Raw genomic sequence first — 13,739 nt, 5'->3', positions numbered from 1 at the left:
AAACCAAATTGCTGCCAGCCGAACACTGCAGATTACCGGGTGGACAGAATGGCGCCACTAAGAACATCGACCGTTACAATCTGAATATGTCCTTTATTGTTCAGAATTTTTACCCGATAACCGGATGAGTCCATATTGACTGATAGTACTCGACCACCAATTGATTGCTGCACAATCACTGCAGCTTCCTGCGGGGAAATCCTGGTGCGGTTATCGGCCGTTTTCAAGTAGACCATGCCCTGCGGCTGCGAAAATGAATATCCTGCAATCTGCATGGCTATCAGGAAAAAACTGAAAAACAAAAATAACTTGCACCAAGCGTATAAGTTCATTTATAAAATGACTCAGATAAGGCAACAGAAGCGGATAACGCAGCGCCTGGTACCTCTTCAACCGCTCGATGCCAGGCGCCGCATTTCTAATAGCCTATCATAATACTGGCGTTGCCAGAACGTAACCCCATGAAGAAATCATTGCGTCCGCCATAGTAAATCTCACGATAACCACCATAAGGTGGTTGATAGTACTGAGGAGCGTAGTAGGCATCTCTCCTTACCTGAGGGTAGTAATTATTGTGGTGATTATGGCGATGATGTTTTGCGTGTTTGTGGTGATGTCGGCGATGCCCACGATTATGGTCATCATAATAATGATTATATTGATTGCCATAAACGTGATGACGGTCACGAGCCTGTACATTGGCAGAGAATAAAAATGTGGCTGCCAACAGAAAAACCAAAGTGACCCCAATGAATAGAGAATGATTAGTTTTCATGGTGTTTCTCCTTTTTCAAGTTAGACGACAGAAAAAAGTTTCTGTCTTGGCAACCAATATAGCGAAAGCAAACTGAATAGAAGCTGAACGAATAGAAAAAGTAACTACGTATCTTTTCTGTCCGGCAATCGGAATTAAATTTTGCGTGTTATTGGGGTAAAGCGGAACGGCATCCAACAAAGCATGAGCCGGAAGGGCAATTGCTGGGACAACGCCGTGTCGGAAAGCTTCTTCCATACCTTAAAAACCGAATTAATCCATCATGAAACGTTTCGTTCCCGGGAAGAAGCCAAACAGACTGTGTTTGAATATATCGAAGTGTTTTACAACCGGGAGCGATTGCATTCAGCTAATGGATATATATCACCCGTTGACTTCGAGTTACAGCAAAATTCTGCTTAACTTTGTGTCCAGGAAAGTGTTGACACACCAGCGTTGGACGGTTACGATCCACCAATCAGAATGGCGCGCCGCAATCTCCATCACAGCGCAGGTTGCGCAATTTTTTGTCATCCTTGAGCAGCCGTTTCACCCAGTCAGTCAGAAACACGCCTTGCGCGCTGTGCTCATCAAAAAAATAGTTAGGTCTGAATACATCAATCAAGGCCGCGTGATCGGTCCCCGCGCCGAGATAGAAACCCACATTCTTTTTCCGTGCCGTTACTTCCAGCGTGTTACGCATTCTCGTATGCCAGCTCAGCCAGGTTTGGGGAGGAATATTCGCCCAATCCAGTGGATTGACCGATCCGGCATCAGTCTGCAGCATGACATTCAGGAATAACACCTGCACCCCATCCCAGGCAGCGGTGTATTGACCAATGCGGGTTTTGGGGAAAAAGCCTGCCACTCCTGCCATAATTTGCTGATACAACGTTGTGGCATCGTAGGTCCCCGCCTGATCGAACCCCGGAATCCACGTCGCGAGATTATCCTGAGCCCCCCAGCGCCCCCCATCCGTTTGATTGAAAATTTGATCGACAAAGGGCTGCGTGAACACCCCCATCCCTGCATCCACCAATAAAGTGACCTGTGTGTGTTTTGAATATAAATTGCGTAGCCGGGGAAAATTGAGCAGTGCGCCGTAATCTCCGGCGCTGGAGCCAGCTACCAGCACATGTTCGGTTTTCTTGCGGCTGGTATTGTGTTTGATCCACTCCCGCACCGCCATGAAATTATCAAACCCACGATGCTGCACGATCAGCGGATTACCTCCATTGATCAGCCCCAGCGGATCGCGGTAAACGGTATCTTTTGAGCCAATATGCGCATCTCCCGTGCAATACGGAATGAACACCATATTCCAGTCCCGTACCGGATTGTCCTTTTTATACTGCTTCAGAATGCCGCCCACACTGCCCGGTATATTTTCCGGATGGTCGATTGCTGGATTATAAACAGGCCGTTCACCCAGTGCCAGCGAGGTCATGCAGGTTGCATCATTCCAGCAGGCGCCGCCGCCATTGAAATAGATCAGGGTGTTACCTCTTTCTTTACCCTTTCGATAATAAAAATGAAAGGGTTGGTTCGGCAGACCCGCCGTATCGGGAAGATGACTGAATGCGCAACCGGGCCGGATATCGCGATAGTCGCCATTCTCATCCACCACCGTCATAACCGCATCCGGTATGCTGATTTTCTCCCATTGCCCGGCATGCGTATGCCCCTGCGCAACAGAAAAAATCAAATATGAAACGATACCCAAAAGAACAGCTGCCCTGACTGGTTGCATACCACTTCCTCGGTTATTTATTATTTATAGTGCGCTTGCTGAGCATACTCGGAAAATCTGCCAGGTACATGTGAGCTTTGTCACAGACGGAGGAGCCGCATTCCACGTAGGGGTTTGATACTGCGGAGGAGCCTGACTGGCTGGGTTTTCCGATCCTTTTCGTTAAATAGAACAACTATTCGCCTCAAATGATCAGAAAAATCCAGTGCAACCATCACCGAAATCGACAGTGAAAGTTATAGGAGGAAAAACCAGAAAAAATCATGAAGTAGCTAATAAACTCAACCGGCCATCATAATTGTCGTCAAAGCGGCCAAGATAATTGACGCGAGATACTCCAAGCAGAACGCAGCATAAAGCAAAGGAAATAAGCGTGCATATGCCTGTAATCTATAGGGTCTGACCCATATCTTGTATCTTGGGGAATGCTTGACGCGTGGGCAACCCTGGCATATGCTTTTTCATATACCAATGATCTGGAGATTGTCATGCACAACGAACGACACGTTAGCCTGTTTAGAAACGGCCGCAGTCAGGCGATACGAATTCCGCGCGATTTTGAACTGGAAGGTACCGAAGCGATAATCCGCAAAGAAGGCGATAAACTGATTATTGAACCGGTCAGAAAAAAAAGCTTGAAGGAACTGCTGGCGATCTTGCCCATGCTGGACGAGGATTTTCCCGAAATTGTTGATCCGATTGTCGAGCCTGAAGATATTTTCTAAGATGGGCGACTTTCGTTATTTGCTGGATACCAATATAGTCTCGGAGCTTGTGAAAAATCCTCAGGGCAGGCTGGCCGAAAAAATGCTGGTTTCAGGATGGGAAAAATACAGCTGCACCAGCATTATTGTCGCTTGCGAATTACGTTACGGCGCGGCTAAAAGGCGATCACCAAAACTAACTTTTAATGTCGAACAAGTTCTCGCAAGCTTGCCCACGTTGCCTTTTCAAGGTTCTGCGGATGCGACTTATGCAATCATCCTAGCCAATCTGGAGCAAAGAGGTTTGCCAATTGGCTGCCATGATTTATTGATTGCCGCTCATGCTTTTTCGTTAGACTTAATCGTGGTGACTGCGAATGAGCGAGAATTTTCTCGAATACCCGATTTAAAAGTTGAAAACTGGTTCAATGAGTGATAGAGAGGAATCCTTTGGGATGAGGTGAATTTTCCATGACATCTTTTAAGGTGCATCCCTGTTTGGTTGCTTGTAATTTGACATGCATAAACAACTGATCGTCGACATTAATGATGGTCTGCATCGCTTAATCCTCCAAAAAGGAATTATAGTAAAAAGTAAAGGAAATAAGCACGGATACGCCTATTATCTATAGGGTCTGACCCTATTTTTGACCCCTATTTTTGACCCTATTTTTCTGACCCTATTTTTCTCTATTTTTCTAGGGTCTGACCCTATTTTTAATTTTCTATTTTTCTTTTTTCCATTTTTGCCCCACCCTCACACGCCACATTCTGCGTGCTATAGTCTGTCTCGATAATTTTAAAAATCGATCGAATCTGATCCCTTTGATTCCTGAGCAAGGAGGTAATAATCATGCAAAACGAATATACGGCAATTGTAAAACAGGAAGACGGCTGGTGGGTGGGGTGGGTCGAAGAAATCCCGGGTGTAAATTGCCAGGAAAAAACTTGCGACGAATTAAAGAAAACCTTGGCGATCACGCTAAGAGAGGCTTTGGAATTCAACCGCCAGGATGCGCTGACTGCCGCTGACAGCGGTTATAAGGAAGAAAAAATCGCAATATGAAGAGAAATGAACTTCTCAAGTATCTGCGTAGCCAGGGATGTGATCTTTTATGAGAAGGTGGTATAAATCTATAGGGTCTGACCCCATTAATTCGGACCCCATTAATTACGCCATTAATTAGACCCATTAATTCATGCGGCTACCCAATTAGCTGCGCTTGTAGGTATGCTTTCGGTGGCCAACCTTCACAACTGTCACGACAAGAAGCTCATCTGCCACCTCATAAATAATTCGGTATACACCTTGTCGGATTCGGTAACGTTCTTGTCCTGAAAGCTTTTCGCTGCCCACAGGACGCGGATTTTCCTGCAGTGCCTGCATGCACTGAAGAAGGCGGGTAACATCTTTGTTCGGGATCGACCGCAGATCCTTTGCGACCGATTCTTTGAAAACAAATTTATAATTTGCCATGAGCCTTCAAATCGTCTAGCAAGGCCTCGTAGCTCATCGTCGGTTCAGAAATGCGTTCCTCGAATGCCGCCAAATCTTCCTGATCCTCCGCCAACGCCGCACGCACAGCATCGTTGACTATATCTGATAGGGAACGATGCGTATGGGCCGCCTTCAGCCGAAGTGCAGCGTGCAATTGCGGGTCGAAATAAACTGTGGAACGCTTTGATGTCTCGCCCATGGCATGCTCCAGATATTAGTTCATTGCGCATTGTAGCGTTATGACATCAAAGCGTCAAACAGCCTCCTGGCGTAAAGGTAACCGGCGTGGAGCCGGTTTTATCGGCGGAGTGTCCGTGTTGACCACCCTGTGTACGCCCAGCATGGGCATGAACTAATGAGGTGAGGTCCTCTGTTGGAAAATCACCGCCAGAACCCCATGTCGGTATCATGGCGTTAACAACTGGCAGTTCGTTTCATCAAAGAGGTTACAAAATGAAATTGATGGATTTTTCTATCTGTAGGGTCTGATTCCATTGATTGTGTTGATTCGACTCGTCGATGTCTTCACTGATATCTTTCGCTGTCGATTTTTTTTACACTTGCTACATATTATCTCAAAAATTTTTTGTATTTCAATAACTTTACATTAACAAACAACAGGTTAAATAAACTGGCACAAATAATGCTTATATATGATTGCAGGAGAAATTTTTGTTAATCTTGATTTACTGCTAACCTGATTTTGTAAACCAAACAACAAGGAGTTTTAATGATGAACAAAATGAAAAAAACGCTGATCGCTGTAGCGGTCGCTGCAACGGCAGGCATGTCTTCCCAAGCAATGGCAGGTGCTATTGCCTACTCTTACCTCGAGTTATTTGATGTCAAGATTATTAATAATACGGCTGGAAGGCAAGCAGATAGATCTGACTTCTCGAGTTTAAGCCCAGCTTCTACTTCCCAGGCAAGTGCGGCAGCGACTATTCCCGGCGCACCAATAACAGGAACTCAAAACCCTGTTGGCGTTGGCGGGTTGAATAGTCACGATGCTGAGCTTGCTTGTATCGGTAATTGCTCGGGTATTACTTTAAATACTTCGGCCCCTTTCTATCCGACTCAAGATAATTTCGGTCGATCAGATACCTTTGGCAATAATCAAAATCTTTTCACGGAAACGATCGGCGGAAGTTCTGCAGGTAACGTATGGGTCGTTTCTGAAGGTACTCAGAATATGACTGGCTCAACAGGTGCTCAGTCAAATGCAGCCAGTAATACAACATTTGACTTTGGAGTAGGTGGCGTCGGCATTGACTTTGGATTGGAGTTTGATGCGCAAGCGAGAATTTATACAGAGCTTCATCAAGATCAGGTTCTTGCTAATGCCGCTATTGCTTGGAGCGCAACAATCACCCAAAATGGCGCTGAGTTTTTTAGATGGTCGCCGGGCGAATTGAATACCAGCAGAGGCGTAACAACTGCTGGTACCGACGAGTATACGTTAGCTCTCACGAGTTTTTCTAACAGTGTTTTTCTTAACCCAGGTACATACAGATTCACTATTAACCACTCTTCAAATGCGGAAACTGAGGCTGCCAAAGTACCTGAACCTGCCACATTAGCTTTACTGGCTGCTGGCTTGGGCATGCTGGGCTTCGCAAGAAGAAGAAAACAGGCATAAAGTAGTAAACGCTCCAAACAAGAAAGCCGGAATTCTTCCGGCTTTCTTGTTTTCAGCCTGGCAAGGCCTCACTGCTAATCGATGCCATACCGCCCGGGTGATAATGTACCTTCCGGATCGAGCGCGGCCTTGATTTTTTGATTCAGCGCCTTCAGTTCCGGGCAACGCTGGTACAGTTTTTCCCAGCCATTGATGCCTGCGCGGAAGTGCTGGTATCCCATGCGGTGCGAGAGGTCTAGGATGGCGCCATAAAGCGCTGCGGCGCGCTGGCTCTCGGTTTCATCCAGCCGGTCGTACAGAATCACCATCAGCGGGCAAACGCTGCGCGCGTTGAAAATCATGGTGGTCATGTAAAAATCGAAATTGTATTCGTTAAACAGTCGCTCGCATTGATGCGTGAACGCCACGACCTCGCTGCCTTTGAACGGCAATACCGGTACCGACCATAAAATACCCAGATCGTCCCGCCCGACATGAATATCTTTGGCGGGACGTTTTTTCTGGTAGCGGAAATAGCCACGGCGCACCACGGTTTCCACCGGTTTGCCTTCGTGCAGATCGATCAGCCCGGGAAAAAGCCGCAGCAGGGCAAGTGATGAGCCAAAAAGCCTGCGCGAGAAGAAATCGATTAATTTGAGCAGCAGGCGGGACTCGATCTTTTCGATGGATTCTATTTTTTCGCGTATGAATTGCGCGCGTTTTTTGGTGAAGACATTAACCCGCGCGCAACCCTGGGACGCCAGCAGCGTTTTTTTGGCAACCTGGCGTGATGCCTTGACCACAGGAGCCTTGCCATAGATGCCGAACGAGCCGGTCCAGCCGGGAACATGATATTTACGCTTGAGCGCCTCGACCTGCTCGCGGGTGACGGCCTTTCCGGGTTCCACGCCTTCGTCGATGGCCTGGGTCAGCAGGGTCAGGATGGCGACGCTGTTGGAAAAACGCCCGGTTTCGGGAATGACGCCGGAGAGCATCAGTTCCCGGACGGTATCCATGCACTTGGCCAGCGCAGCATCATCCGGAATATTCAGGCTGAAGACGGCGTAATCTTCCGGTTTGCGCATCAGCCAGATACCGGCTTGGGTAACGATGCCATAGTTCGACTGGCTGAATAGCCCTTCAACATAAGGCCCCACTCCCCATTTGTACAGGTGCGCTGTGCCTTTGTTGCCCTCCTGGCTAGCCACGCCGGTATGAATCACGCTGCCATCGGCCAGCACCACTTCATAGCCGCACAAATGTGCAAAGTGGTCGCCATATTTGGTGACGCCCACGCCGCGATCCAGCGCATTGCCGATGACGCTCCCGGTGGGCGGCCCACCGGGAGAATCCGTCCACAGATTGAAATTATTCTCGATCAGATGGCGGCTCAGCGCTTCATAAGTCACCCCTGGCTCGATGATGGCATAAGCTAATTCTTCATCGACGAACACAATCTTGTTCATGCGGTTAAGAATCACAACAATGCCGCTATCACTGCCGCTGGTGTTCAGATAACCCCAGTTTTTTCCGGTACTGTACACCCAGAGCCGGGCATGGTGCAAAGCGGCCAGCTTGACCAGCGTCTGAACCTGCTCACGGGATTCCGGAAAAATAAAGGCTTCCGGTTTACGGGCATTGACCGCCGGGTCTTTGGCATAAAGATCGTATTCGCTGCCCGATAGTAAGATTTGATCTTCGCGGAAAGCGCCGCCCAGCGCGGTGATAAAAGCATCCAGCGGTTGCGCCGGTTGGTTTGCCGTAACATCGGTTGGCTCGATTAAGCTCATTTCATCCCTCTCATGTTAAAAAGAAAATAATTTTGTCTGCACCCTGACAATGCCTTGCTGCCAGAAACCCGGTATGATAAAAATCCGGCGAAGGCCGGATTGACCGAGACCTGCGAACTATATGGTTATGATAAACAATTACGGCAACTATTCTTTTTTATTAAAACGGTTATGCGGGACGCATCGCTGGATCATGCGCCATGCGGACGTATCGACCAGCAGTTTGTCGGATTTTTTTACACTTGGTGCTGATAAAGATCAAATCCAGGCGAAGGTTGTGGCATTGGGTTGAGTTTCGGCAGATTAATTCATCCCGCGATAAAAAGTGTAAAGAAATCCGACATTCGATGGGATGCTATTCACGTCACGTCTACCCAGCAAACCACCGATGCATACTGCCATTCTGCTCTGATACGTCAGCGGTGATAAGAAGATGTCGATTTTTTTACACTTTAATATTCTCACGCATTTGACGCGCGGTTTATGTGGCGCCCGAGGGCATAAAAGATTTGTGGCCTCCCCTCCCGTTTTTTATGAAATCATATCGATAAATTGTAAAGCCATTGATTAAGATGGTGTTTGTCTTGGTATCAGAGGTTATCCGCCTTTGCAATAATATTGACCGGCAACACCTTAAGCCTTACCATGAAGTATTACCGTATCCAATAAGTAAGGAATTGATATGCAGCAAACAACGCTGACCAGTAAAGGCCAGGTGACTATCCCCAAGAGCGTTCGTGATTCTTTAGGTCTTCATGTGGGCGACAAAGTAGAATTTATTTTGACTGAAAACAATGAGGTTTTACTGCGTCCGATTACTAAAAAAGTGGACGATGTTTTTGGCCTGTTGCATCAGCCGGGCCAACAGCCGGTGTCGATTGAGGAAATGGATGCGGCAATCAAACAAAAAATACGGGAACGCTTCGTATGATGGCCTTGGACACAAATGTGTTAATCCGGTTTCTGGTTAAAGATGATGCTCAACAGGCGCAGGTGGTTTATCAGCGGTTTAAGCAGGCGGAGATGAATCAGGTAGTTTTATTTGTGCCCTTGCTGGTGGTTTTGGAAAGCATTTGGGTGTTGCAATCCGTCTATGCGATTGCTGATGAAGCCATTGTATCTGCACTGAATGAGTTGATGCAGATGCCAGTCTTGTCATTTGAAGCGCCTGCCGTTATTCAGGGCTTTATTACGTCTGGCAAAGAGACCAAATTCGATCTGTCAGATATTTTAATTGCCCACTCTGCAAGATTTTCCAATTGTAACGGTGTGTATACGTTTGATAAAAAAGCGGCTTGCTTTAAATATTTTGAGTATTTAACGGTTAGCCCATAAAACAGATAAATTGCATACTTTTGAATAGCTTGATGTGCATCTATGCAAACTAACGCCCAATTAGAAGTCAGGTTACAGGGCCATGAGTAATACGACCCATCAACCGTCTTTTAATGTGGCATCATGTTACTGAATTAACCGGTAATCTGGATAAAAAGATGAGAACAATAATCCTTCTGCTCAGCATCATGCTTGCCCTGCCTGTGGCTGCGGTCGACGTTGCGCCGCGTATTTCTGACCGGGAAATCATTGAATCTCTGGCTGAAATCAAGGCCGGGCAGAAAGCGCTGGAAGACAAGATGGATGTGCGTTTTACTGCCATGCAGGAGCAGATGGAGACACGTTTTACTGCCATGCAGGAGCAGATGGACACACGTTTTACTGCCATGCAGGAGCAGATGGACACACGTTTCACCGCCATGCAGAAGCAGATGGACCATCGCTTTGCTTCAATTGATCAGCGCTTTGCTTCGATTGATCAACGCTTTGAATTTCTGCAACAGCTCATGCTGGTGATGATTGCCAGTGTGTTTGGCCTGATTGGATTCATCGTATGGGATCGGTATACCACGCTGCGGCCAATGAACGAGCGTTTGCGCCGCATTGAGGAAGACCTGGAAAATGACCTCGAATTGAGCGCGCCCGATGGCTCGCGGTTGATTCGCATGATGCACGCCCTGCGCGAGCTGGCCAAGGAAGATAAAAAGCTTGAATCAGTCTTGCGCAGCTTTTCATTGTTATAGCCAGGCCATTTTCCCGCCGACGCGCGCGCTGGGAAAAACCTGATCAGTAAGCCTGGTCAGTGCCAATAGAAGCAGAGGTCAGGTTACAGGGCCATGAGTATGCGACCCATCAACCGTTTTTTGATGTAGCATCATGTTGATGAATCAATAGGTAATCCGGATAAAAAGATGAGAACAATAATCCTTTTGCTCAGTATTATGCTTGCCCTGCCTGCGGCTGCGGTCGACGTTGCACCGCGTATTTCGGACCGGGAAATCATTGAATCTCTGGCTGAAATCAAGGCCGGGCAGAAAGCGCTGGAAGACAAGATGGATGTGCGTTTTTCTGCCATGCAGGAGCAGATGGACACACGTTTCACCGCCATGCAGAAGCAGATGGACCATCGCTTTGCTTCAATTGATCAGCGCTTTGCTTCGATTGACCAGCGCTTTGAATTTCTGCAGCAACTCATGCTGGTGATGATTGCCGGTGTGTTTGGCCTGATTGGATTCATCGTATGGGATCGGTATACCACGCTGCGGCCAATGAACGAGCGTTTGCGCCGCATTGAGGAAGACCTGGAAAATGACCTCGAATTGAGCGCGCCCGATGGCTCGCGGTTGATTCGCATGATGCATACCCTGCGCGAGCTGGCCAAGGAAGATAAAAAGCTTGAATCAGTCTTACGCAGCTTTTCATTGCTATAGCCCGGCCATTTTCCCGCCGACACACGCGCTGGGAAAAACCTGATCAGTAAGCCTGGTCAGCGCCAATAGAAGCAGGGGGCCAGGTTACAGGGCCATGAGTATGCGGCCCATCAACCGTTTTTTGATGTAGCATCATGTTGATAAATCAATAGGTAATCCGGATAAAAAGATGAGAACAATAATCCTTTTGCTCAGTATTATGCTTGCCCTGCCTGCGGCTGCGGTCGACGTTGCACCGCGTATTTCTGACCGGGAAATCATCGAGTCTCTGGCTGAAATCAAGGCCGGGCAGAAAGCGCTGGAAGACAAAATGAATATACGTTTTACCGCCATGCAGGAGCAGATGGACCATCGCTTTGCTTCAATTGATCAGCGCTTTGAATTTCTGCAACAGCTCATGCTGGTGATGATTGCCGGTGTGTTTGGCCTGATTGGATTCATCGTATGGGATCGGTATACCACGCTGCGGCCAATGAACGAGCGTTTGCGCCGCATTGAGGAAGACCTGGAAAATGACCTCGAATTGAGCGCGCCCGATGGCTCGCGATTGATTCGCATGATGCACGCCCTGCGCGAGCTGGCCAAGGAAGATAAAAAGCTTGAATCAGTCTTGCGCAGCTTTTCATTGCTATAGCCAGGTTATTTCTTCACCAGCATGCATTCGCTGAAAAAAAGCCTGATCAACAATCCCGGTCAAGGCGCTTCTGAACATTCAGAGCTTTAAACAAGACGAAGCGAAAACGAAAAATACTGATGCATCATGGGGTTGGCAGATAAGGCGGATTTCTTAAAAGTGTAAAGAAATCCGACATTCAGTAGTTCAATAGGATACGGTTTGCGTCTACCTGTTCAGCCGGAAATATCGGGTGGTACGCGCTGGTAGCATCCTCCATCGTGGCAATTACATTCTGTTCCTGCCCGGTAACTTGTTTTGTTATTTCTGGTCAGCCGCAGCATGTGATCCGGTGTCGATCAGCTTTACATTTTCATGTTAGGCATATTGTTCTCCGGGCAAACCACAATATAATCATATGGTTTAAATATTGGCATGAATCGTGCTTGTATAGATATAGTAGTAAAAAATTTAATGATTAATTTGAATGGGGGGCGATGAAATGAAACCGAATAAACTGACTTCAATATTATCGATTACGGCGACCACGCTGGCGTTGAGTATGTCAATGGCACATGAAATCAACGCGGCACCAACAGTAGATTTAACTACCGCCAACAGCGGCACCATAACCAGTGGCAGCCATGCACTGGAGTTTATCTTTGATCAAACCCAGCCGAGCGGAACCGGTGTGCTGAATTCCTTCCTCAGGATTCAAAAAAATGGTAACGAACAGGGGTACAACACAGATATAAATAACATCCTTGATAACAAAAATGGAAATTTCACGCATGACGTGAAATTTGGCGACTTGCAGAGTATCAATGGTTTTTACAATTTTGTGCTAGATATCGGTGAACCCGTGGCGCAAGGCGGCAGTTTGCTATCCCTGGATGGTCTGAAATTCTTTTCCTCAACGACCGGCGGTCAATCCAGCCAATCAGTTGATTCAAACGGTAATGCAAGTGGTATTGCTGGAACATTACTTTGGGATATGGATGCAACCGTTGATAATTATGTTCTGCTCGATGCGAACAGAAACGGTAAGCCTGGTAATGGGGTGAGTGACATGTTGCTGAAAGTGCCGGAAGCTGTTTTTGCTGGACAGAACTCAAGCAACTTTTTCACTTTAGGAACCTCTGAAAAACAAACATTCTGAACGGCAGTCACTCAAAAACTGACCACTACTTCAAATAGTGACGCTGATTTTTATGAAAACAGCCGTTCCTCTCTGGAAACAAGCTCATTTACTGGCTTGTTTTCAAATTTCAGACGCAACAAGACATCGACGTTCATAAGCATCACCACGGATGACGTTGGCAATGGCTGTCAGGAAGGTCAAACGGGCCGCATTTTTGGCCAGGCCGCGATAGCGATTTTTAGCATACCCAAAGCGGATTTTGATATCCCGAAACACGTGTTCGACTTTGGCGCGGCGTTTCGCCAGTTCGCGGGCGGCCCCGCGCAGTAGTTGAGCCGCGCCGGAATCGTCTTTCGTGAGCCTGGCCAGTTTGCCCGGACGCATCGTGATTACGCAGACTGGAGGGTTTTCTGCCGGCATCTCCGGGCGTTTATCCAGCCCCTGATATCCGGCATCGCCATGGACAAACTGTTCCTCGCCATGCAGCAGGGCGGCGGCTTCGGCAACGTCGCTGACATGCCCCGAGGTTACTTTGAGCGTATGCACCAACCCGGTTTCATGATCGACGCCGATATGAAACTTGCTGCCGAAAAACCATTGATTGCCCTTTTTGCTGGAATGCATTTCTGGATCACGCGACCGGCTCTTATTTTTGGTTGAAGTCGGCGCGGCAATCAGGCTGGCATCGACGATGGTGCCGGCTTTCAAGAACAACCCACGCTCACCCAGCGTTTGGTTGATGACCTGGAAGATCTGATCCATTAACCCGTGTTTTTCCAGTAAATGCCGAAATTGCAAAATGGTGCTTTCATCCGGCACGGCTTCCAGACGAATGCCGCAAAAACGGCGCAGTGATTCAATCTCATACAGCGCATCTTCCATGCCCGGATCGGAATAGTTGTAGATAATTTGCGCAACATGCGCGCGCAGCATCAATTCCAAGGCAAATGGTTTGCGGCCACGCCCATTGCCTGGCGCATAGTGTGGTTCAATAACATCAATCATAGCCTGCCAAGGCAATAACCCGTCAAGTTGATCGAGAAACTTCTCGCGGCGCGTGACTTTGCCCTTATTGGCGTATTCGGCATCAGCAAAACTCATCTGTT

Annotated in this window: 20 protein-coding genes; 12 read left to right on the top strand and 8 right to left on the bottom strand. The window is 47.6% G+C overall.

Annotated features, from left to right (window positions below; translation table 11 throughout):
* Positions 1–32 precede the first annotated feature (32 nt).
* From IPG31_11770 to IPG31_11760, 3 genes are all read right to left on the bottom strand, one after another.
* Positions 33–236 (bottom strand): hypothetical protein, encoded by a 204-nt coding sequence (locus IPG31_11770; protein ID MBK6618996.1) that lies wholly within the window; start codon positions 234–236, stop codon positions 33–35.
* A gap of 182 nt (positions 237–418) precedes the next feature.
* Positions 419–775 carry a hypothetical protein gene (locus IPG31_11765; protein MBK6618995.1) on the bottom strand — a complete coding sequence of 119 codons (357 nt, stop codon included), beginning with the start codon at positions 773–775 and terminating at the stop codon, positions 419–421.
* Positions 776–790: 15 nt separating this feature from the next.
* Positions 791–1,012, bottom strand: a complete 222-nt coding sequence (locus tag IPG31_11760; protein ID MBK6618994.1) for a hypothetical protein — start codon at positions 1,010–1,012, stop codon at positions 791–793.
* On the opposite strand from IPG31_11760, the gene IPG31_11755 reads away from it, so the two are divergent.
* Positions 959–1,177 (top strand): IS3 family transposase, encoded by a 219-nt coding sequence (locus IPG31_11755; GenBank protein MBK6618993.1) that lies wholly within the window; start codon positions 959–961, stop codon positions 1,175–1,177. The genes IPG31_11760 and IPG31_11755 overlap by 54 nt on opposite strands.
* A 55-nt stretch (positions 1,178–1,232) precedes the next feature.
* On the opposite strand, the gene IPG31_11750 is transcribed toward IPG31_11755, so the two are convergent.
* Complete coding sequence (locus IPG31_11750) at positions 1,233–2,504, bottom strand: hypothetical protein (GenBank protein ID MBK6618992.1); 1,272 nt, start codon at positions 2,502–2,504, stop codon at positions 1,233–1,235.
* Positions 2,505–2,992: 488 nt separating this feature from the next.
* Between IPG31_11750 and IPG31_11745 the strand changes: the two genes are divergently transcribed.
* The 3 genes from IPG31_11745 (at position 2,993) to IPG31_11735 (ending at position 4,274) form a co-directional block, all read left to right on the top strand.
* Entirely contained in the window at positions 2,993–3,229 is a 237-nt protein-coding gene (locus tag IPG31_11745; protein MBK6618991.1) for an antitoxin, read from the top strand.
* A 1-nt stretch (position 3,230) separates the two neighbouring features.
* Positions 3,231–3,644 carry a type II toxin-antitoxin system VapC family toxin gene (locus tag IPG31_11740; GenBank protein ID MBK6618990.1) on the top strand — a complete coding sequence of 138 codons (414 nt, stop codon included), beginning with the start codon at positions 3,231–3,233 and terminating at the stop codon, positions 3,642–3,644.
* A 417-nt stretch (positions 3,645–4,061) separates the two neighbouring features.
* Positions 4,062–4,274 carry a type II toxin-antitoxin system HicB family antitoxin gene (locus tag IPG31_11735; GenBank protein MBK6618989.1) on the top strand — a complete coding sequence of 71 codons (213 nt, stop codon included), beginning with the start codon at positions 4,062–4,064 and terminating at the stop codon, positions 4,272–4,274.
* 147 nt (positions 4,275–4,421) lie between these two features.
* Here the strand turns inward: IPG31_11735 and IPG31_11730 are convergent, their stop codons facing one another.
* Both IPG31_11730 and IPG31_11725 read right to left on the bottom strand, forming a co-directional pair.
* Complete coding sequence (locus IPG31_11730; GenBank protein ID MBK6618988.1) at positions 4,422–4,685, bottom strand: type II toxin-antitoxin system RelE/ParE family toxin; 264 nt, start codon at positions 4,683–4,685, stop codon at positions 4,422–4,424.
* Positions 4,672–4,905 carry a CopG family transcriptional regulator gene (locus tag IPG31_11725; protein MBK6618987.1) on the bottom strand — a complete coding sequence of 78 codons (234 nt, stop codon included), beginning with the start codon at positions 4,903–4,905 and terminating at the stop codon, positions 4,672–4,674. The genes IPG31_11730 and IPG31_11725 overlap by 14 nt, the downstream gene beginning before the upstream one ends.
* 531 nt (positions 4,906–5,436) lie before the next feature.
* Between IPG31_11725 and IPG31_11720 the strand changes: the two genes are divergently transcribed.
* Positions 5,437–6,345 carry a PEP-CTERM sorting domain-containing protein gene (locus IPG31_11720; GenBank protein MBK6618986.1) on the top strand — a complete coding sequence of 303 codons (909 nt, stop codon included), beginning with the start codon at positions 5,437–5,439 and terminating at the stop codon, positions 6,343–6,345.
* A gap of 74 nt (positions 6,346–6,419) precedes the next feature.
* Here the strand turns inward: IPG31_11720 and IPG31_11715 are convergent, their stop codons facing one another.
* Positions 6,420–8,114, bottom strand: a complete 1,695-nt coding sequence (locus tag IPG31_11715; GenBank protein ID MBK6618985.1) for an FAD-binding oxidoreductase — start codon at positions 8,112–8,114, stop codon at positions 6,420–6,422.
* A 54-nt stretch (positions 8,115–8,168) separates the two neighbouring features.
* On the opposite strand from IPG31_11715, the gene IPG31_11710 reads away from it, so the two are divergent.
* The 7 genes from IPG31_11710 (at position 8,169) to IPG31_11680 (ending at position 12,651) form a co-directional block, all read left to right on the top strand.
* The gene (locus IPG31_11710) at positions 8,169–8,366 is read left to right on the top strand and encodes a hypothetical protein (protein ID MBK6618984.1); all 198 of its coding nucleotides are present in this window, start codon (positions 8,169–8,171) and stop codon (positions 8,364–8,366) included.
* Positions 8,367–8,796: 430 nt separating this feature from the next.
* Entirely contained in the window at positions 8,797–9,045 is a 249-nt protein-coding gene (locus IPG31_11705) for an AbrB/MazE/SpoVT family DNA-binding domain-containing protein (protein MBK6618983.1), read from the top strand.
* Entirely contained in the window at positions 9,042–9,449 is a 408-nt protein-coding gene (locus tag IPG31_11700; protein ID MBK6618982.1) for a PIN domain-containing protein, read from the top strand. Before IPG31_11705 ends, IPG31_11700 begins: the two co-directional genes overlap by 4 nt.
* Positions 9,450–9,607: 158 nt before the next feature.
* Positions 9,608–10,192 (top strand): hypothetical protein, encoded by a 585-nt coding sequence (locus tag IPG31_11695; GenBank protein ID MBK6618981.1) that lies wholly within the window; start codon positions 9,608–9,610, stop codon positions 10,190–10,192.
* Positions 10,193–10,360: 168 nt separating this feature from the next.
* On the top strand, positions 10,361–10,879 hold the full coding sequence (locus tag IPG31_11690) for a hypothetical protein (protein ID MBK6618980.1): 519 nt from the start codon (positions 10,361–10,363) through the stop codon (positions 10,877–10,879).
* A gap of 169 nt (positions 10,880–11,048) precedes the next feature.
* On the top strand, positions 11,049–11,513 hold the full coding sequence (locus IPG31_11685) for a hypothetical protein (GenBank protein MBK6618979.1): 465 nt from the start codon (positions 11,049–11,051) through the stop codon (positions 11,511–11,513).
* A 481-nt stretch (positions 11,514–11,994) separates the two neighbouring features.
* Positions 11,995–12,651 (top strand): hypothetical protein, encoded by a 657-nt coding sequence (locus IPG31_11680; GenBank protein MBK6618978.1) that lies wholly within the window; start codon positions 11,995–11,997, stop codon positions 12,649–12,651.
* Between the two features lie 102 nt (positions 12,652–12,753).
* On the opposite strand, the gene IPG31_11675 is transcribed toward IPG31_11680, so the two are convergent.
* The gene (locus IPG31_11675) at positions 12,754–13,734 is read right to left on the bottom strand and encodes an IS5 family transposase (protein MBK6618977.1); all 981 of its coding nucleotides are present in this window, start codon (positions 13,732–13,734) and stop codon (positions 12,754–12,756) included.
* Between the last annotated feature and the right edge of the window lie 5 nt (positions 13,735–13,739).

Source organism: Nitrosomonas sp. (assembly GCA_016703745.1).
Taxonomy (GTDB): Bacteria; Pseudomonadota; Gammaproteobacteria; order Burkholderiales; family Nitrosomonadaceae; genus Nitrosomonas.
This window is presented reverse-complemented; position numbering and strand designations above follow the sequence as displayed.